Here is an 18,909-nt window from a genome sequence, read left to right on the forward strand (position 1 = left end):
CTGTAGGGCCGCCGGGCCCGTCCGGCCCGCGGCCGGGTGAACGTTCCGGCCGGCGGCCCCGGAACCGATTCCGGGCCGGGGCGCGGAGACAGCCGTCCGAAGTGACGACGCGCCGACCGCACCGGGAAAGCCCCGAGGAAAGCCCGGGAAAGTCCGGGAAAGTCCGGGAAGCTCAGGAAAGCCCGGGGAGGTCCGGCGCGGAAAGCACGCAGGCCGGAACAGCCGATGCTGTTCCGGCCTGTCCGCGTTTCCCCGCGGCTCTCATTTACCGGCGCACTCCGCTTCCGGGCCGCCATGTGGCTGTGCTTCGTGATCTCCGGTGGCGGGTTCTTCGGCGTGCGCGGCCGACTCCTTGAGGTCGGCGATGCTGTCGGTGGCCCACTCCACGGCCATGCGGGCCTGACGGATGCCCAGATCGAGGGCGTACCGGCCGTACCCGGGCTTTCTCCTGGGGCCCTCCAGGGCCAGCAGTTCCGCGAGCCGGGCCTCGAAGTTCGCCTTCATGCGTTCCAGCAGGGCGAGCGCCTCCGACGTGTCCAGCAGCGGGGTCAGGAACGCCTGGAGCGCGATCTCGCTGCGCGGCGACGACGAGGGGGTGTGCCCGGTGAGCCAGCGGTGCAGCTCACCCCGCCCGTCGGCGGTGATCGTGTAGATCTTGCGGCCGCGCGATCCCTCGGCCTCGACCGTGATCAGCCCGTCGGCGGCCATCTTGGCCAGCTCGGGATAGATCTGGCTGTGCCCGGCCTGCCACACGTGGGCGAGTGACGTCTCGAACTTCTTGGTCAGGTCGTACCCGCTGGCCGGGCCGGAGGCCGACAGCAGGCCGAGGAGCGCGATGCGCAGGGACATGCCCTCACTATAGCTGCGCGTTGACATGTCAAGGCTTACATGTCATCTTCAACATGTGAAGACAGACACGAACAAGAACGGATTGCTCCTGTTCGCCGTGCTCGGCGGCATGTTCCTGGCGATGCTCGACCAGACGATCGTCGGCACCGCGTTGCCCCGGATCACCACGGAGCTGGGCGGCGCCCGGCTCTACACCTGGGTCGTGACCGCGTACCTGCTCACGTCCACCGTAACCGTCCCCCTGTACGGCCGGCTTTCCGACGCGTACGGCAGGAAGCCCCTCATGCTGGTCGGCGTGACGATCTTCCTCGTCGGCTCCGCCCTGAGCGGCGTCGCCCAGGACATGGGCCAGCTCATCGCGTTCCGCGGCCTTCAGGGCCTCGGGGCGGGGGCGCTGCTGCCGCTCTCCCTCGCGTTGGTCGTCGACCTCTTCCCGCGGGAGCGCAGCGGCCAGGTGCAGGGCGCGCTCGGCGGCGTGATGGCGCTGAGCTACATCGCCGGGCCGTTCCTCGGCGGGCTGTTCACCGACCACGCGAGCTGGCGCTGGGCGTTCTACGTCAACGTCCCGATCGGGGTCGTGCTGCTCGCGATCATCTGGTTCCGGCTGCCGCACCGCCCCGGCGACGCCGGCGGGGCGCGGCCCGACTACCTCGGCATCGCGGTCTTCACCGCCGCCATCAGCACGTTGCTCATCGGCCTGACCGAGAAGGGCGTGGACGGCAACTCCTGGACCAGCGCCCCCGTCCTCGGCCCCATCGCCGCGTCCGCCGTCCTGATCGCCGTGTTCGTGCTGGTGGAGCGGCGGGCCGCGCAGCCGATCGTGCCGCTGCACCTGTTCGCCAACCGGACGTACACGCTGGTCAACGTCGCCTCCTTCGCCACCGCGTTCTGCATGTACGCCGGGGTGGTCTTCCTGCCGCGCTACTTCCAGGAGGCCCAGGGGCAGACCGCCACCTCCTCCGGCCTGCGCATCTATCCGCTGATGCTGGCCATGGTCGCGGGCAGCGCCGTCACCGGCGCGCTCATCTCCCGCAGCGGCCGCTACAAGCCGTGGCTGGTGGTCGCGCCGGTCTTCCTCGTCGCGGGCACCCTGCTCTGCGCGAACCTGGCCGTCGGCACCTCGACGCCCGCGCTCGTCGGGTGGATGGCCCTCATCGGCCTCGGCATGGGGCCGATGTTGTCCGGGCTCACCGTGGCCATCCACACGGCCGTGCCTCCTCGGTTCATCGGGACCGCCAGCGCCAACCTGACCTTCTTCCGCCAGATCGGCGGGTCGGTCGCCCTCGCCGTCGCCGGCACCGCGTACGGCAGCGTGGTGGCCCGCGAGGCGCCGTCGCACGGGCTGCCCGCCGCGCACGCCGCCGCGAGCGCGACCGTCATCCCCTGGCTGGGGGTCGCGGGCGCGGTCGTCGCCCTCGTCGTGCTCGCCCTGATGCCCGACCGCAGGCTCACCCGCGACGACCTCGCGCGCGAGGGCGAGGAGGCGGTCCTCGCCCAGGCCGGATGAGCGGCGACCTGCGGCCGGGACGGCGTGTCGGGGAGCGGCGCCTCGGCGCGACCCCCTTGAATTGATCTCCAACGTTTCGGGGGAGCACGCATGGGTCGTCGGGTCGTCATGGTCGTCGCGGGTCTCGCCTGCCTGGTCGCCGCCGGAGCGCCGTCCGCCGCGCTCGCGTCGGACACGTACGGCGGAGCCGATCTCGGAGTCGAGATCTCCGCGTCGCCGGCGGTCGCCCAGCCCGGCCAGCCGGTGGTCTACGACGTGCGCGTCCACAACAACGGGCCGGGGGACGCGGTGCTCCCCGTGCTCACCATCCGGCTCCCGAGAGACGTGAAGATCATCAACGTCAACGTGGCCGAATGCGGTCCAGGGCGGGGCGCGAACGAGATCGTCTGCCGGTCGCCCGGCGACGTGCTCGCGTCCGGCACCGGCCAGGTCACCGTCACCGGCCTGGTGCGGCCCGCCGCCCGCGGCCCGCTCCGCGCCCAGGTGGACCTGACCTCCGAGATCGCCGACCCGCACCAGGAGGACAACACCGCCGAGGCGGTCACCCCGGTCGCCGCCGGGGCCGACCTCGCGGTCCGCCTCGCTCCCGGAGCTCGTACGGCCGTGCCGGGCAGGCGGATCGCCCTGAAGGCGACCGTGCGCAACCGGGGGCCCGAGGTGGTGCGGGACGCCTACGTGTTCCTGGAGCCGGCCCAGGCCCGTTTCCTGTCGGCGGCGGGCGCGCGCTGCCAGGGGGCGGCGGGTTTCGTCGGATGCGCGCTCAGGCCGATCAGGGCGGGGGCCAAGAGCCTGGTCGAGCTGATGTTCCAGGTGCCACGCCGGGCCGCCCGCGCGGTCGGCGCCCGGGCCACGGTCTACTCGGGCGCGGTGGGCGACCGGCGGCCGGACAACAACGCGGCGTTCACCCGGATCACCATGGCGTCCCCCGGGCTCCATCCGACGGCGCACGCGATCCCACACCCGATTCCGTACGGGACGACGGGCGGGGTGGCGCGCGGGACGACGGGCGGGACGACGGGCGGGGTGGCGCGCGGGACGACGGGCGGGACGACGGGCGGGACGACGGGCGGGACGACGGGCGGGGTGGCGCGCGGGACGGAGCCGGGCGGCCGCCCGCCGGGTCTCGCGGCGCCCGCCGGCTCAGTGGGCGGAGCAGAACGGGTCGGCGGTCCTGGCCATGCGCTCGGGGGTGACACCCGACGGGGGACCGCCGGTGGCGAACACCACGCCGGCGGCCGCCGCCATGCTGCCGAGCAGGACCAGGGCCACCAGCGCGGCCCGGATGACCAGCGGAGAAAGCCCGTCCACTCTCACATATGAGATCCCACCACATTTCCCCCCGCGAATCTGGGTTTTACGCCTGGAGAGCGGTCCAGGCGTCGCGCACGATCGAGTGCAGCGTCGTGTGGTCGGGCTCCCAGCCGAGCTCGCGCCGGATCTTCTCCGACGACGCGACCAGGACGGCCGGGTCTCCCGGCCGCCGCGGGCCGAACACGGCGGGGATCTCGTGCCCGGTGACCTCGCGGCACACGTCGATGACCTCGCGCACCGAGAAACCGGTGCCGTTGCCGAGGTTGTAGACGGCGTGCGCGGCGGGAGCGCAGGCGTCCAGGGCGAGCAGGTGCGCGCGGGCCAGGTCGGCGACGTGGACGTAGTCGCGGACGCAGGTGCCGTCCGCCGTGGGGTAGTCCTCGCCGAACACGCTCACCGACTCCCGCTCGCCGAGCGCCACCTTCAGGACGTTCGGGATCAGGTGGGTCTCGACCGCGTGGCGCTCGCGGAACCGCCCGTACGCGCCGGCGACGTTGAAGTAGCGCAGGCTCACCGCGGCCAGGCCGTACAGGCCGGCGTAGGCGGTCAGCGCGGTGTCCACGGCGAGCTTGGACGCGCCGTAGGGGTTGGTCGGCCGGGTCGGCGCGGTCTCCGGGATCGGCGTGCTCTCCGGCTCGCCGTACGTCGCCGCGGTCGAGGAGAAGACGATGCGGCCGACGCCCGTCCGCCGCATCGCGTCGAGGAGCGCGAGGGTGCCGCCGAGGTTGTGCGACCAGTACAGCTCCGGCCGCTCGACGGACTCGCCGACGAGGGACTTGGCGGCGAAGTGCAGCACGCCGTCGAACCCCTCGGCGAGCACGTCCGCGGCCTCGGTGATCGATCCCTTGACGAACCGCGCGCCGTCGGGCACGGCGTCGGCGTGGCCGGTCGAGAGGTCGTCGAGCACGGTGACGTCGTGTCCCGCCTCGACGAGCTGCGCCGCAACGACGCTGCCGACGTATCCCGCGCCACCCGTGACCATCAGCCGCACTGTTCGCTCCTGATTGATTTTGTTGGATTATGTACGTCATTTCCCAGCTTACGCCGTCGAGATTAGACGCGGGCGGAATGCCAGGCAGTAGGCTGAACCGATCAGCACCGTGCGAACGGATCGAAGGCGTGAGCGAGAGTAGCGATCGGGCCGACGAGCACGGGTGCCGTGCTCGTGCCCACGAGGGGCGGCCGTGAGCGTCGCGGTGAGCATCCCTCTCGTCCTGATGTTCATCCTGATCTGCGGCTTCTTCGCGGCGGCGGAGATGGCGATGGTCTCCCTGCGCGACAGCCAGATACGCAGGCTGAGCCAGCAGGGGCGCAGGGGCGCCCGCGTGCAGAAGCTCGCTCGCGACCCGAACCGCTTCCTGTCCTCCGTCCAGGTCGGCGTGACCGTCGCCACCGTGCTGTCCGCCGCGCTCGGCGCCGACACGCTCGCCGAGCGGCTCGAACCCGTCATGGAGGGCTGGGGGCTGTCCGCGGGGGTCGCCGCGCCGCTCGCGTTCGCCCTGGTCACCCTGGCCATCTCGTACGTCACGCTAGTGTTCGGCGAGCTCGCGCCCAAACGTTTCGCCCGGCAACGCGCCGAGGGGATGTCGCTCATGGTCGCGCCGCTGCTCGACCTGATCGCGACCCTGTCCCGGCCGGTGATCTGGCTGCTGTCCGTCTCGACCAACGGCGTCGTCCGCCTGCTCGGCGGCAACCCCTCCGCCGACCGGGCCGCGATGACCACCGAGGAGCTGCGCGACATCATCGTGGGCCACAAGGAGCTCACGCAGGACGAGCGCAACGTGATCGCCGATGTGTTCACGGCGGGCAAGCGGCAGCTCAGGGAGGTCCTGCTGCCGCGCACAGAGGTGGAGTTCATGGCGGCGGACACGCCGCTGGCCGAGGCGGCGGTGCTCGCGGCGACCATGCCGCACTCCCGCTTTCCCGTCTATCGCGATTCGTATGACGACATCGTCGGATTCGTCCATGTACGCGACCTGCTCGACCCCGTCCTGACGGGGCGCATCGAGCCCATCAGCGAGCTGGTGCCGATCAGGCCGGTCAAGCTCGTGCCGGCCAGCAAGCGTGTGCTGCCGACACTCGCCGAGATGCGGGACGAGGGCCACCACCTGGCGATCGTCGTCGACGAGTACGGCGGCACCCGGGGCATCGTCACCCTGGAGGACCTGGTCGAGGAGCTCGTCGGCGACATCCGCGACGAGTACGACGCGGCCGGCGGGTCGGTCCGCGTCGTCGCCGGGGTCATCGAGGTGGACGGCCTGGTGAACCTGAACGACTTCGCCTCCGAGACCGGCATCCGCCTCCCGGGCGGCCCGTACGAGACCCTCGGCGGCTTCGTCATGGCCGCGCTCGGGCACCTGCCCCAGGTCGGGGAGACGGCGGAGGCGCCGGGGGCACGGCTGACCGTCACCGAGATGGACGGGCGCCGGGTCGCGCGCGTCCGTGTGCAGCGCGCGCCCGCCGCCCCCGAGGCGCCCGAGACGCCCTGAACCACGAGCCCTGAACCGTCGGGCCCCGAACCGTCGGGCCCTGAACCGTCGGGCCCTGAACCGCCGAGCCCCTGAACCGTCGGGCCCTGAACCGTCGGGCCCTGAACCGTCGGGCCCTGAACCGCCGAGCCCCTGATCCGTCCAGCCCCGAACCGTCGGGCCCCGAACCGCCGAGCCGGCACGTCCGGCCGCCGCTTCCGATGCGCGCGCGAGGGGCCGGCGCGGGCGGGTGCGCGTGTCACGGGCACGGTCGTTCTGCTGACAGAATGAGGTGCTATGGATCGTCCTCGCGTGCTCTCCGGAATCCAGCCCACCGCTGACTCCTTCCACCTCGGGAACTATCTCGGCGCGGTCCGGCAGTGGGTGGCGATGCAGGAGACCCACGAGGCGTTCTACTGCGTGGTCGACCTGCACGCGATCACCGTCAACCCGGCCCCTGAGGAGCTGCGCCGCCGCATCCGGATCGCCGCCGCCCAGCTTTTCGCGGTCGGGCTCGACCCCGACCGCTGCACGGTCTTCGTGCAGAGCCACGTGCGCGAGCACACCGAGCTGGCCTGGATGCTGAGCTGCCAGACCGGCATGGGCGAGGCCGCCCGGATGACCCAGTTCAAGGACAAGGCGGCCAAGTACGGCGAGAGCGCGGCCAGCGTCGGCCTGTTCACCTACCCGATCCTGATGGCCGCCGACATCCTGCTCTACCAGGCCGACCAGGTGCCGGTGGGCGTCGACCAGAAGCAGCACCTGGAGCTCAGCCGCGACCTCGCGCAGCGGTTCAACACCCGCTTCGGGCAGACGTTCAAGGTGCCCAACCCGTACATCCTGAAGGAGGTCGAGAAGATCACCGACCTCCAGGAGCCGACGGCCAAGATGTCGAAGTCGTCCTCCAGCCCGCAGGGCATCCTCGACCTGCTGGAGCAGCCGGGCCCGCTGCGCAAGAAGATCATGCGCGCGGTCACCGACACCGGCACCGAGGTTCTCGCCGACGAGGAGAACAAGCCCGGCGTCACCAACCTGCTGCGCATCCAGTCGGCGCTGAGCGGCACCCCGATCCCCGAGCTGGAGGCGCGGTACGCCGGCCAGGGCTACGGCACGTTCAAGAAGGACGTGGCCGAGCTGGTCGTCGACTCCTTCGCGCCGATCCGCGAGCGCACCGAGAAGCTGCTGGCCGACGAGGCCGAGCTGGACAAGCTGCTCGCCGCCGGCGCCGAGCGTGCCCGCGCGGTGGCCCGCGAGACCATGGCCCAGGTGCGCGACCGCATGGGGTTCCTGCCCGCCTCCTCCTGACAGGTCCGGGACGCGGTCCGGGGTAGTCCTCGGACGGGGGTGGTCATGTTCGGGAGGATCACGCGGCTCGTCGAGAGGGTCAGGGCCCGCGGCCGGCTCCTGCTTGAGCGGGAACGCGTCAGGTTCCCCTGGGTGGACCATCTCGTCCGCACCGTCCACCGCTACCAGGTGCAGTCGGGGAGCCGGCTGGCGGGAGCGCTCACCTACTTCGCGTTCCTGTCGTTCTTCCCGCTGATCGCGCTGGCGTTCGCGGTGCTGGGCTTCGTCCTGGCCGCCAGCCCCGACGCGCGGACCGCGCTCACCGACGCGATCAACCAGCAGCTCCCCGGTCTCGCCGACCGCCTGGAGATCGGCCGCATCGCCGAGGCACGGGCGGGCGCGGGCGTGGTCGGCCTGGTCGGCCTGCTGTACGCGGGGCTCGGCGCCGTCGACGCCCTGCGCTTCGCGCTCCGCGAGATCTGGATGGGGTGCGAGCCGCCGCTCGACTTCCTGCGGGCCAAGCTCAGGGACCTGGTCGCGCTGCTCCTCACCGGGGTGACGCTCATCGTGTCCGCGGTGATCGGCGCCTTCGCCGTCGGGGCGACGAGCACGGTCGCGGAGTGGCTCGGCCTGGGCCGCTCCGGGCCGGTCGGCGCGGCCGTCTGGCTCACCGGCTTCCTCGCCGCCCTCGCCGCCGACCTCCTCCTCTTCCTGATCATGTTCGTCTGGCTGGCGCGGGCGCGGCAGCCGTTCCGGGTCGTGCTCGGGGGCGCCCTGCTCGGTGCGTTCGTGTTCGGGGTGCTCAAGCAGCTCGCCGCGCTGATCCTGTCCCACACGCTGCAGAACCCGGTGTACGGCACGTTCGCCGTCGTCGTGGGCCTGCTGGTCTGGATCAACTGGTCGGCCCGCGTCGTCCTCTACGCCGCCGCGTGGACGGCCACCTCCGGGATGGGGCCGCCGCCCGAGCCGACGCCCGTGCCGTCCACCGCCCTCCCCGCCTGAGCGGATCCCCGAAGGCCAGGGCGAAGAGGGCATCCCGGCGGAGGTTCCCGCGTGCGGGGTCCCCGCGGCTTCCGTGTGGTGCCCGGTCAGGCGCGCTTCGCCCGGCGGCGGCGGATGCCGAACCCGAGCCAGACGAGGCCGCCCAGCAGGCCGACGCCGGCCGCGATCATCGCGGCGATGGTAACGCTGCCGTCGCCGCCGCCCACGGCCGCGACCGGCGTGCGCGATGCGAGCGGGGTGGTGCCGTCGGCGAGTGCCGGGCCTCCGGAGCGCGGGTGCGCCTTCCGCTCCGCGGGCTTGTCCGGGACCGGGTCGACCAGGACGCCCACCGGGGTGGCCCGGCCGCTCGCCGCGAAGCCCCAGTCGAGCATCTTGGCGACGTCGTCCCAGAACGAGCCCTCGTAGTGCATGATCGAGACGATGATCGTGTGGCCGTTCCTGGAGGCGGCGCCGACGAAGCTGCCGAGGGCCTTCGAGGTCCAGCCGTTCTTCACCCCGATCATGCCGGGATAGCGCCAGAGCAGCTTGTTGTGGTTGCCGATCTCGTAGTAGCCCTTGGGCGCGGGGAACTTCGCCGTCTTCGTGCTCACGTACTTGCGGAACGCGGGCAGCGCCAGGCCGGCCCTGGCGATCAGCGCGAGGTCGTAGGCGGAGCTGCGCTGCCCGGGGCGGTCCAGGCCGCTCGGCGTCTTGGCCACCGTGTCGTACGCCTGGAGCCTGCGGGCCTCCTTGTTCATGTCGGCGAGGGTGACCGAGAGGCCGCCGTGCGCCTCGGCGAGCGCGTTGGCGGCGTCGTTGCCCGAGACCATCAGCAGCGCGCGCATGAGGTCGTCGACCTTGTAGATCGGCTTGGGCACCAGGCCGACGGCGCTGCCCTCCTCGTTGCACGCCTCCTGGCTCGGCTTGACGGTCTTGTCCTTGTCCAGCCTGGGGATGAGCGTGACCGCGGTCAGGGTCTTCAGCGTGCTCGCCGGGAGGTAGTGGCCGTGCGGGTCCTTGGCGGCCAGCACCTGGCCGGTCTCCGCGTCGGCGATGACGTAGGACGAGGCGGTCGTCTTCGGAGGCGCCTTGATCCCTTCGGGGGCGATCACGCCGTGCCCCGCGAGAAGGTCGCCGCCGATGGCGCCGCTCATGACGGGCTCGGCCCGGGCGACGGCGGGGGTGCAGAGCGTGACGCCGGCGAGCGTCGCCGCGGTGGTCGCCGCTGTGAAGGCCGCCCCGAGGGCGCGCAGCCTGGTCCTCATAGGGATGTCAGCCTAGCTTCGAGTCTCTACCCATGACGTGACAGATCCCCCGAAGATCACGGGCGTACGCACTCGGTGGCAATGCCGATACTGAGAGCATGACGAGACGTGTATCGGGCTTCCTCCTCGCCCTCGCCGCTTTCATGATCTTTGAATGGATCAACCTGGGGTTCAACCTGGCCGACGGGCACCCGACGAGCTTCTACGTCGTGCACGGCATCCTCATCGCGGTCAACATCATCCTGGCCCTCGTGCTCGGTGTGGTCGTCATCCGATCCTGGAAAACCAGCAATAGAAGGGGGTAAATCGGGCGGATAAATCGGGTACGGCCTAGGGGGACGCCGTTTCCGAGCAGGGAGGTCCGCGGTGGCGATTCAGTTCAATCCTTCGCGTGGGGCGACTCTGGGGGTGGAGTGGGAGCTGCAGCTCGTCGACCGGCACACCAGGCGCCTGCGCCAGGACGCGAAGGACGTGCTGGCGGCGGTCCCCGAGCTGAGTGAGAGCGCCCGGCCCAAGGCCATGCACGAGCTGATGCAGTCGCAGATCGAGATCGTCACCGACGTGTGCCACACGGCGGCCGAGGCGGTGGCCGATCTGAGCAAGAGCATCGATCGGCTCCGGGACGCGGTCGAGCCGCGCGGGATGTCCCTGGCCTGCACCGGCACGCACGCGATCAGCGACTGGCGCGACGCGGTCTACGCCCCCGTCCAGCGGTACACCGAGCTGGTCGAGGAGATGCAGTGGCTGGCCTGGCGCATCCAGACCTTCGGCGTGCACGTCCACGTCGGCGTCCGGGACAAGGACAAGGTCATCCCGATCGTCAACGCCCTCGCCGCGTACCTGCCGCACTTCCTCGCGCTCACCTCGTCGAGCCCGTGCTGGGGCGGGCAGGACACCGGGCTCGCGTCCAGCAGGGCGATCGTCTTCGGCGCGCTGCCGACGGCCGGCCCGCCGCATCTCCTCGCCGACTGGGCGGAGTTCGAGGAGTATATGGACACCTTGGTACGTGCCGGGACAATTAGGAGTATTAAGGAGGTATGGTGGGATATCCGGCCACATCCTGATTTCGGGACCATCGAGATCCGGATGTTCGACGGCATTCCCACGCTCCGCGAGGTCGGCATGGTGACCGCCCTCTCCCAGTGCCTGGTCCAGCAGTTCGACCAGCAGCTCGACCGGGGGTACAAGCTGCCCCGGCCGCCCGCCTGGGTGGTGCGGGACAACAAGTGGCGGGCCACCCGGTACGGCCTCGACGCCGACGTCATCACCGACGACCAGGGGTCCACCGCGCCGGTCCGCGACGTGCTGTACGAGCTGCAGCGCGAGCTGGAGCCGGTCGCCGAGCGGCTCGGCTGCGCGGACGAGCTCGCCGTCGTGACCGAGGTCCTCGACAAGGGCAGCTCCTGCGAGCGGCAGCGGGGGATCCTCGCGGCGGGCGGCTCGCTCGAGGACGTCGTGGACGCGACGATCATGGAGCTCGCGGAGGACAGGTTCGTCACCTCGCCACCGGGGTTCTCGAACGGCGGGCCGGGCCACTCGGGAACGTGAAACCGGCGGCGTGATCGAGTTGTCGTCGTAAATACTGTGTCAATCGCCCATCTTGCCCGGCGTAACCGTGGAAAGATTGTGAACGAAGGGTCGGTCGTGGCGGACATGCCTACGCGACCCTTTCGCTCTTCGGCGTGGCCTGACATCGCGGCCCGCCGGGTGGAGCGGGCTCCACAGAGATCCGCTCGGGCGTTTGACACGGAACCTGGGCGAGGGCGGGTACGACGGCGACGCTCAGCCGATCTCCGGACCCCGGCTGTCCGGCGCACGGCGCGAGCCGGTCGCGCCCTGCTGAGCGCCATCACGATAACCGGCGGACCGCGCCGGGTAGAGGGCCGGCACCCTCCACGCCCGTGGACCGCGGTTCGCCCGAGGAAGGACAGAGTTGTGACGATCTCATCGAGGCTCGCGCCCCCCGGCAACGCGGAGGTTCCCCAGGGCGGCGACCTCGCCGGGCAGTTGACCGACTTCCTGCGCGAGCACGGCGATGAGCTCATCGAGTTCCGGCGTGACCTCCACGCCCACCCGGAGACCGCCTTCAACGAGCACCGCACCACCGAGAAGATCGCCCAGCGGCTGCTGGAGGCCGACCTGAAGCCGCGCACCCTCACGCGCGGCACCGGCCTGTGGGTGGACCTCGGCCGGGACAGCGGCCCCACCGTCGCGCTGCGCGCCGACATCGACGCGCTGCCGATGGACGACGAGAAGGACGTGCCGTACCGCTCGACCGTCCCCGGCGCCTGCCACGCGTGCGGGCACGACGTCCACACCGCCACCGTCCTCGGCGCGGGGCTGTTCCTCGCCGCCCAGGCCGAGGCGGGCGCGCTCCCCGGGCGGGTCCGGCTGATCTTCCAGCCCGCCGAGGAGACGGCCAGCGGCGCGCTGGAGGTCATGCGCGACGGCGGGCTGAGCGACGTGGACCGCATCTTCGCGCTCCACTGCGACCCCAGGATCGACGTCGGCCACGTGGGCCTGCGCACCGGCCCGATCACCGGCTCGTGCGACAGCCTCGGCATCCGCGTCTCCGGCCCCGGCGGGCACACCGCCCGCCCGCACCTGACGGTCGACCTCGTGTACGCGCTCAGCAAGATCGTCACCGAGCTGCCGGCCGCGTTGTCCCGCCGCGTGGACCCGCGCTCCAGCCTCAGCCTGGTGTGGGGGCAGATCACGGCCGGTTCGGCGTTCAACGCCATCCCCGACGTCGGCCTGGCGAAGGGCACGGTCCGCTCCCTCGACGAGGAGGCGTGGCACCAGGCGCCCGATCTGATCGCGTCGCTGGTGGAGTCGGTCGCCTCGGCGTACGGCGTCGAGGCGGAGATCGACTACCGTCGCGGCACGCCGCCCACGGTCAACGAGGCGACCAGCATCCAGATGCTGCACGACGCGGTGGTCCAGATGGTCGGCGAGACCGCGGCGGTGCCGACCCCGCAGAGCCTCGGCGGCGAGGACTTCTCCTGGTACGTCGAGTCCGTGCCCGGCGCGCTGGCCCGGCTCGGCACCCGCGTCCCCGGCACGGTCAACGAGGTCGACATCCACCGTCCGGAGTTCGACGTGGACGAGCGGGCGATCGGCGTCGGCGTCAAGACGCTGGCCGCGACCGCGCTCACCGCGCTCTGGGGCGACGGCGCCCGCTGACGCCCGGCGTCTGTGGACGGCGACGGCCTCCACTTACGCGTACGCGCCGGTGAACAGGGACGGCGTCCACTGACACGCGGCCGTCTGTGGAAGGCGACACCGCTCCGCTCGCCGGGCCTGGGCGCCCATCCGTTTCACGGCGTCCCCGCAGGTGTCCCTCGCCGAGGGCGCCCGCGGGGGCGCCGTCGTCGTCATGGCCGATCGGCACGGGGCACGCCCGCGCCTCCCTCTCCGGCTCCGGATCCCGGCCGTCGCACTCGTGTGCGGGATCTCACACGCGCGCCCCGGTGATCTCCGGGCGCGGACCTCCGCGGACGCCCCTTCCGATAGATCGAACTTACTCGCTGGTCACAAGGTGGCGAGGGGTACATAACGGACAGGTTGCGGACCCGTGTCCCCATTTGGTCCATGCAGGTCAAACAACTATCTTCCGTGCAGGGTCGCGCGCGTTGTGCGCGTTGCGCCGGTTGGACGGCGGGGACACGGAAGGGGAGTAACACCTTGCTCCGCAATCGAGTAAGCAAGCTGGCTGCCGCCACTGCTGCGGGCGCCATGCTCATGGCCGCCGCCGCGTGTGGAGGTAGCGACGACAAGGCCGAGACGGGCGCGAGCGCCTCCTCGGAGCCCTCCGCCCAGGGTGGTGGGAAGGGCGGCAAGGTCGGCCTCGCGTACGACATCGGCGGTCGCGGCGACCAGTCGTTCAACGACTCCGCCGCCGTCGGTCTCGACAAGGCCAAGACGGAGTTCGGCCTGGAGGCCAAGGAGCTGGAGGCCGCTCCCGGCGAGACCGACGCCCAGAAGGAGGAGCGGCTGCGCCTGCTCGCCTCCGGCGGGTTCAACCCCGTCATCGCGGTCGGCTTCGCCTACTCCGGCCCGGTGAAGAAGGTCGCCGCCGAGTTCCCCGACGTCAAGTTCGCCATCATCGACGACGCGGACGCCACCGGCCCCAACGTCAGCAACCTGGTCTTCGCCGAGGAGCAGGGCTCCTACCTGGTCGGCGTGGCCGCCGCGCTGAAGTCCACGAAGAACAGCATCGGCTTCGTCGGCGGCGTCAAGGTCCCGCTGATCCAGAAGTTCGAGGCGGGCTACGTGGCCGGCGCCAAGGCCGTCAAGTCGGACATCAAGATCCAGGTCAAGTACCTGAGCGAGCCGCCGGAGTTCACCGGCTTCAACGACCCGGCCAAGGGCAAGACCACCGCCCAGGGCATGCTGGACGCCGGCGCGGACGTGATCTACCACGCGGCGGGCGGTTCCGGCGGCGGCGTGTTCGAGGCCGCCAAGGCCGCGAACGCGATGGCGATCGGCGTCGACTCCGACCAGGCCCTGACCGCGGACAAGGCCGTCTCCGACGTCGTCATCACCTCGATGCTGAAGAAGGTCGACGTCGCGGTCTACGACTTCCTCAAGAACTTCACGGCCGGCACCGTCAAGGGCGGCGAGACCCGGTACGACCTGAAGGCGGGCGGCGTGGACTTCTCCACCACCGGCGGCAAGGTCGACGACATCAAGTCGCAGCTCGACGAGTACAAGAACAAGATCAGCAGCGGCGAGATCACGGTCCCCGCGACCCCCTGACCGCTGTCCTCCGAGGGGCCCGGGCGCCGATCCGCTCCGGGCTCCTCGGCCTACCGTGCCTGAACACAGGCACCTCGTGTGGGGGAGGCCGCCATAACCACCGCAATCGCCACAGAACCCGCCGTTGAGCTGAAGGGGATCACCAAGAGGTTTCCCGGAGTCGTCGCGAACCGGGACATCCGTCTGAGCGTCGCCAAGGGTCACATCCACGCCATCGTCGGAGAGAACGGCGCGGGCAAGTCCACGCTCATGAAGATCCTGTACGGCATGCAGCGCCCGGACGAGGGCGAGATCCGGATCGACGGGGCGGCCGTGAGCTTCCACACGCCCGGCGACGCCATCGCCGCCGGGATCGGGATGGTCCACCAGCACTTCATGCTGGCCGACAACTTCACCGTCCTGGAGAACGTGATCCTCGGCAGCGAGCCGCGCAAGGGCGGCCTGGCCGTCGACTTCGCCGCCGCGCGCAGGAAGATCAAGGAGATCTCCGACGCGTACGGCCTCGGCGTCGAGCCGGACGCGCTGGTCGAGGACCTGGGGGTCGGCGACCGCCAGCGGGTGGAGATCCTCAAGGTCCTCTACCGCGGCGCGCGGATCCTCATCCTGGACGAGCCGACCGCGGTGCTCGTGCCGCACGAGGTCGACGAGCTCTTCGACAACCTCCGGGTGCTGGTCCGCGAGGGGCTCACCATCCTGTTCATCTCGCACAAGCTCGACGAGGTCCTCAAGGTGGCCGACGCGATCACGGTGATCCGCCGGGGCACGACCGTGGCCAGCGTCGAACCGCGCGAGGTGACCGCGCGCAAGCTCGCCGAGCTGATGGTCGGCAGCGAGCTGCCCAGCCCGGAGACCCGTGAGTCGACCGTCACCGACGTCGTCACGCTGGAGGTCTCCGGCCTCACGATGGCCGCCTCCGGGCACGGGCCGGTCCAGAAGGGCGCCACCGCCGACCAGTTGAAGGCGGAGGGCGTGCGCCTCCTGCTGGACGACATCTCCTTCACCATCCACAAGGGCGAGGTCCTCGGCGTCGCCGGAGTCGAGGGCAACGGCCAGGCCGAGCTGGTCGAGGCCATCATGGGCATGCGGCCGATCACCGCCGGGACGATCAGCCTGGGCGGGGCCGACATCACCGGCTGGTCCACGCTGAAGCGGCGCGAGGGCGGCATCGGCTTCATCCCCGAGGACCGCCACCGGCACGGCCTGCTGCTGGAGGCGCCGCTCTGGGAGAACCGCGTCCTCGGCCACCAGACGCGCGAGCCGAACGTCAAGGGCATCTGGATCGACCGGGCCGGGGCGCGCAAGGACACCCAGCGGATCGTCGAGGAGTACGACGTCCGCACCCCCGGCATCGACGTGGACGCCGCCGCGCTGTCCGGCGGCAACCAGCAGAAGCTGATCGTCGGCCGGGAGATGAGCGGCGAGCCGGTGCTGCTGATCGCCTCGCACCCCACGCGGGGCGTGGACGTGGGCGCGCAGGCCGCCATCTGGGACCACCTGCGGAACGCGCGGGCCGCCGGCCTCGCCGTACTGCTGATCTCCGCCGACCTCGACGAGCTCATCGGCCTGTCCGACTCGCTCAAGGTCATCCTGCGCGGCCGGATCGTCGGCGACGTCGATCCCGGATCCGTGACCCCCGAGCAGCTCGGCTCGGCGATGACCGGCGCCGGGGAGGGCGCATGAGTACGTTCCTTGATCGCGTTTTCGGGCGGGTCGGGTTCGGCGGCGTGATGGCGCTCGTCGCGCCCGCGCTCGCCGTCGTCTTCGCCGCGCTGGTGACCTCGGTGGTCCTGCTGATCGCCGGGCACCCCCCGGTCGAGGCGTTCACCTCCCTGGTCGAGTACGGCTCGCAGCCCCGCGTGCTGGTCCTGATCCTCAACCTCGCCACCACCTACTTCCTGTCGGCGGTCGCGGTGGCGGTCGGGTTCCGGATGAACCTGTTCAACATCGGCGTCGACGGCCAGTACCGGCTCGCCGCGCTCATCGCCGCGTCCGTCGGCGGGGCCGCGCTCGTGCCGGGGCCGCTCAACATCGTGCTGGTCGTGCTCGTGGCCATGCTCGTGGGCGCCCTGTGGGCGTCGATCGCCGCGGTGCTCAAGGTGACCCGGGGTGTCAGCGAGGTCATCTCCACGATCATGCTGAACGCGATCGCGACCGGCCTGACCGGTTGGCTGCTCACCGCCGACCGGCTCGGCGTGCTCAGCGGCAACGCGATCGGCACGCCGCCGATCCCCGAGGACGCGCACATGCCCGGCATGGCGCTGATCCCGGGCACGCCGATGAAGGTCAACGGCTTCCTGATCGTGGCGATCATCGTCGGCATCGGGTACGCCGTGCTGCTCAACCGCACCCGGTTCGGGTTCAACCTGCGGGCCACCGGCCGGTCGGAGCCGGCCGCGGTGGCGAGCGGCGTGAACGTGAAGCGGATGGTCGTCGCCGCGATGGTCATCTCGGGCGCGTCGGCCGGTCTGATCGGCATGCCCGAGCTTCTCGGCAGCTCCTTCGAGTACAGCCTGAACTTCCCGACGGGGCTCGGCTTCACCGGCATCGCCATCGCCCTCCTCGGCCGCAACAACGCGGTCGGCATGGCGGTCGGCGCGCTGCTGTGGGGCTTCCTGGACAGCTCCTCCGACGCCCTCCAGCTCATGGAGATCTCCAAGGAGCTCGTCGACATCATGAAGGGCGTGATCGTGCTCTCGGTGATCATCGCGTACGAGCTGGTGCACCGGTATCGGATCGTGGCCGCGCAGCGCAAGGTCAGCCGTGAGCTCGCCGCCCCGGCCGAGACGGAAGGGGCCGCCGCATGACCGCCACCGACGTCGCGGCGGAGAAGCCGGCGGCCGCGCCGCCGGCCCGCCGGTTCAAGCTGACCTTCCCCGTGCTGCTGCTCGGGCTGGCCGGGCTGGTCGTCCTGCTGTCGGTGGCCCGGCTGGCGACCGGGGCGAACGACATCACGTCGGGCGGCACCATCAGCGCGGCGCTCGGCCTCGCCGTGCCGATCGGGCTGGCCGGGCTCGGCGGCCTCTGGTCGGAGCGGGCCGGCGTGGTCAACATCGGCCTCGAAGGCATGATGATCCTCGGCACCTGGTTCGGCGCCTGGGGCGCGATCCAGTTCGACAACCCGTGGGCCGGGGTGCTCGCCGGGGCGCTGGGCGGCGCGATCGGCGGGGCCATCCACGCGCTGGCGACGGTGACGTTCGGCGTGGACCAGATCATCTCCGGTGTCGCGATCAACATCGTCGGCCTCGGCTTCACGCAGTACCTCTCCAAGCTGGTCTTCTCCACCATGAAGGGCGGCGGCGCGAAGCAGTCGCCGCGCGTGCCGATGATGGGCAAGATCAGCATCCCGGGCATCGGCCAGCCGCTGCTGGACCTGCAGAACAAGCGCTGGTTCCTGGTGTCGGACCTGGCCGGCGTCCTCCACGGCATCACGCAGAACGTCTCGCTCTTCACGGTCCTCGCGATCGTGCTGGTGCCGCTGTCGTTCTACGTCCTGTGGCGTACCGCGTTCGGCCTGCGGATCAGGTCGTGCGGCGAGCGTCCGGTCGCGGCCGAGTCGCTCGGCGTGAACGTCTACCTCTACAAGTGGATCGCGGTGATCATCTCCGGCGGGCTGGCCGGGCTGGGCGGGGCGTTCCTGTCGCTGGTCGCCGCCGGGATCTACCGCGACGGGCAGACGGGTGGCCGCGGCTACATCGGCCTGGCCGCGATGATCTTCGGTAACTGGCGGCCGGGCGGCCTGGCCGGCGGCGCGGCCCTGTTCGGGTACACCGACGCGCTCCAGCTCAGGCAGGGCGGCGTCTCCGTCCACGCGCTGCTGCTCGTCGTCGCCCTGCTGCTCGCCGCCGTCGCGGTCTACCAGCTCGTACGGCAGCGCAGGAACAAGGCCGCCCTGGTCGCCGGCATCGCCGCCATGGCGGTGTTCGCGCTGTTCGCGCTGACCGACACGGTGCCGGAGGCGTTCACGTCGTTCACCCCGCACCTGACTACGCTGCTGGTGCTCTCACTCGCCTCGCAGCGGCTGCGCATGCCGGCCGCCGACGGCGTTCCCTATCGCAGAGGACAAGCGAAATGACCGAGCCGACCATCGACTGGGAGGCGCTGCGCGCCCGGGCGACCGAGGCGATGGCCCACGCGTACGCGCCGTACTCCAAGTTCCCGGTGGGCGCCGCCGCCCTGGTGGACGACGGCCGTGTCGTGACCGGCTGCAACGTCGAGAACGCCTCCTACGGCGTCGGGCTGTGCGCCGAGTGCGGCCTCGTGTCGGCGCTGCATTCGAGCGGGGGCGGGCGGCTGGTGGCGTTCACGTGCGTGGACGGGCACGGCGAGCTGCTGATGCCGTGCGGGCGCTGCCGCCAGCTCCTGCTGGAGCACGGTGGGCCCGAGCTGCTGGTCGAGACCCCGGAAGGCCCGTGGCGGCTGGCGGACGTCCTGCCGTTCGCCTTCGGGCCGCAGGACCTGTCGCGCTGAATCGATGTGCGGCCCGCGC

Annotated in this window: 16 protein-coding genes; 13 read left to right on the forward strand and 3 right to left on the reverse strand. The window is 71.2% G+C overall.

The features are described from left to right. Positions 1-261 precede the first annotated feature (261 nt). Positions 262-849 (reverse strand): PadR family transcriptional regulator, encoded by a 588-nt coding sequence (locus tag AWQ70_RS08085; protein ID WP_067172363.1) that lies wholly within the window; start codon positions 847-849, stop codon positions 262-264. Positions 850-904: 55 nt separating this feature from the next. Between AWQ70_RS08085 and AWQ70_RS08090 the strand changes: the two genes are divergently transcribed. After that, entirely contained in the window at positions 905-2,356 is a 1,452-nt protein-coding gene (locus AWQ70_RS08090; RefSeq protein WP_245646835.1) for an MDR family MFS transporter, read from the forward strand. A 90-nt stretch (positions 2,357-2,446) separates the two neighbouring features. Continuing rightward, positions 2,447-3,676 (forward strand): DUF11 domain-containing protein, encoded by a 1,230-nt coding sequence (locus tag AWQ70_RS08095; protein WP_157529942.1) that lies wholly within the window; start codon positions 2,447-2,449, stop codon positions 3,674-3,676. Positions 3,677-3,710: 34 nt separating this feature from the next. Here AWQ70_RS08095 and galE read toward each other — a convergent pair whose 3' ends face one another. Beyond that, complete coding sequence (gene galE, locus AWQ70_RS08100) at positions 3,711-4,658, reverse strand: UDP-glucose 4-epimerase GalE (protein ID WP_067172369.1); 948 nt, start codon at positions 4,656-4,658, stop codon at positions 3,711-3,713. 193 nt (positions 4,659-4,851) lie between these two features. Between galE and AWQ70_RS08105 the strand changes: the two genes are divergently transcribed. The 3 genes from AWQ70_RS08105 to AWQ70_RS08115 all read left to right on the forward strand — a co-directional run bounded on the left by AWQ70_RS08105 (position 4,852) and on the right by AWQ70_RS08115 (position 8,421). Next, on the forward strand, positions 4,852-6,156 hold the full coding sequence (locus AWQ70_RS08105; protein ID WP_245646837.1) for a hemolysin family protein: 1,305 nt from the start codon (positions 4,852-4,854) through the stop codon (positions 6,154-6,156). 276 nt (positions 6,157-6,432) lie between these two features. Next, positions 6,433-7,440, forward strand: a complete 1,008-nt coding sequence (trpS, locus tag AWQ70_RS08110) for a tryptophan--tRNA ligase (RefSeq protein ID WP_067172371.1) — start codon at positions 6,433-6,435, stop codon at positions 7,438-7,440. 45 nt (positions 7,441-7,485) lie between these two features. Further along, entirely contained in the window at positions 7,486-8,421 is a 936-nt protein-coding gene (locus tag AWQ70_RS08115) for a YihY/virulence factor BrkB family protein (protein WP_157529943.1), read from the forward strand. Between the two features lie 86 nt (positions 8,422-8,507). Here AWQ70_RS08115 and AWQ70_RS08120 read toward each other — a convergent pair whose 3' ends face one another. Continuing rightward, on the reverse strand, positions 8,508-9,665 hold the full coding sequence (locus AWQ70_RS08120) for a D-alanyl-D-alanine carboxypeptidase family protein (protein WP_067172373.1): 1,158 nt from the start codon (positions 9,663-9,665) through the stop codon (positions 8,508-8,510). 98 nt (positions 9,666-9,763) lie between these two features. On the opposite strand from AWQ70_RS08120, the gene AWQ70_RS08125 reads away from it, so the two are divergent. The 8 genes from AWQ70_RS08125 (at position 9,764) to AWQ70_RS08160 (ending at position 18,890) form a co-directional block, all read left to right on the forward strand. Further along, positions 9,764-9,970, forward strand: coding sequence for an SCO4848 family membrane protein (locus tag AWQ70_RS08125; RefSeq protein ID WP_067172375.1), 207 nt, complete (start codon positions 9,764-9,766; stop codon positions 9,968-9,970). A gap of 61 nt (positions 9,971-10,031) precedes the next feature. Beyond that, positions 10,032-11,213, forward strand: coding sequence for a glutamate--cysteine ligase (locus AWQ70_RS08130; RefSeq protein ID WP_067172377.1), 1,182 nt, complete (start codon positions 10,032-10,034; stop codon positions 11,211-11,213). 387 nt (positions 11,214-11,600) lie between these two features. Further along, positions 11,601-12,848, forward strand: coding sequence for an amidohydrolase (locus AWQ70_RS08135; protein ID WP_084516655.1), 1,248 nt, complete (start codon positions 11,601-11,603; stop codon positions 12,846-12,848). A 501-nt stretch (positions 12,849-13,349) separates the two neighbouring features. Next, positions 13,350-14,423 carry a BMP family lipoprotein gene (locus tag AWQ70_RS08140; protein ID WP_245646839.1) on the forward strand — a complete coding sequence of 358 codons (1,074 nt, stop codon included), beginning with the start codon at positions 13,350-13,352 and terminating at the stop codon, positions 14,421-14,423. 78 nt (positions 14,424-14,501) lie between these two features. Then, complete coding sequence (locus AWQ70_RS08145) at positions 14,502-16,103, forward strand: ABC transporter ATP-binding protein (protein WP_067172379.1); 1,602 nt, start codon at positions 14,502-14,504, stop codon at positions 16,101-16,103. Beyond that, the gene (locus AWQ70_RS08150) at positions 16,100-17,227 is read left to right on the forward strand and encodes an ABC transporter permease (RefSeq protein WP_067172381.1); all 1,128 of its coding nucleotides are present in this window, start codon (positions 16,100-16,102) and stop codon (positions 17,225-17,227) included. The genes AWQ70_RS08145 and AWQ70_RS08150 overlap by 4 nt, the downstream gene beginning before the upstream one ends. After that, positions 17,224-18,495 carry an ABC transporter permease gene (locus tag AWQ70_RS08155; RefSeq protein WP_067172383.1) on the forward strand — a complete coding sequence of 424 codons (1,272 nt, stop codon included), beginning with the start codon at positions 17,224-17,226 and terminating at the stop codon, positions 18,493-18,495. Before AWQ70_RS08150 ends, AWQ70_RS08155 begins: the two co-directional genes overlap by 4 nt. Beyond that, entirely contained in the window at positions 18,492-18,890 is a 399-nt protein-coding gene (locus AWQ70_RS08160) for a cytidine deaminase (RefSeq protein ID WP_067172385.1), read from the forward strand. The genes AWQ70_RS08155 and AWQ70_RS08160 overlap by 4 nt, the downstream gene beginning before the upstream one ends. Positions 18,891-18,909 lie beyond the last annotated feature (19 nt).

The sequence above is a fragment of the Microtetraspora niveoalba genome (genome assembly GCF_001570405.1).
Taxonomy (GTDB): Bacteria; Actinomycetota; Actinomycetes; order Streptosporangiales; family Streptosporangiaceae; genus Microtetraspora; species Microtetraspora niveoalba.

Coding starts and splice junctions, on each gene's coding strand:
- AWQ70_RS08085 (WP_067172363.1), bottom strand. CDS start 849: ATGTCCCTGCGCATCGCGCTCCTCGGCCTGCTGTCGGCCTCCGGCCCG.
- AWQ70_RS08095 (WP_157529942.1), top strand. CDS start 2,447: ATGGGTCGTCGGGTCGTCATGGTCGTCGCGGGTCTCGCCTGCCTGGTC.
- trpS (WP_067172371.1), top strand. CDS start 6,433: ATGGATCGTCCTCGCGTGCTCTCCGGAATCCAGCCCACCGCTGACTCC.
- AWQ70_RS08115 (WP_157529943.1), top strand. CDS start 7,486: ATGTTCGGGAGGATCACGCGGCTCGTCGAGAGGGTCAGGGCCCGCGGC.
- AWQ70_RS08120 (WP_067172373.1), bottom strand. CDS start 9,665: ATGAGGACCAGGCTGCGCGCCCTCGGGGCGGCCTTCACAGCGGCGACC.
- AWQ70_RS08125 (WP_067172375.1), top strand. CDS start 9,764: ATGACGAGACGTGTATCGGGCTTCCTCCTCGCCCTCGCCGCTTTCATG.
- AWQ70_RS08150 (WP_067172381.1), top strand. CDS start 16,100: ATGAGTACGTTCCTTGATCGCGTTTTCGGGCGGGTCGGGTTCGGCGGC.
- AWQ70_RS08155 (WP_067172383.1), top strand. CDS start 17,224: ATGACCGCCACCGACGTCGCGGCGGAGAAGCCGGCGGCCGCGCCGCCG.
- AWQ70_RS08160 (WP_067172385.1), top strand. CDS start 18,492: ATGACCGAGCCGACCATCGACTGGGAGGCGCTGCGCGCCCGGGCGACC.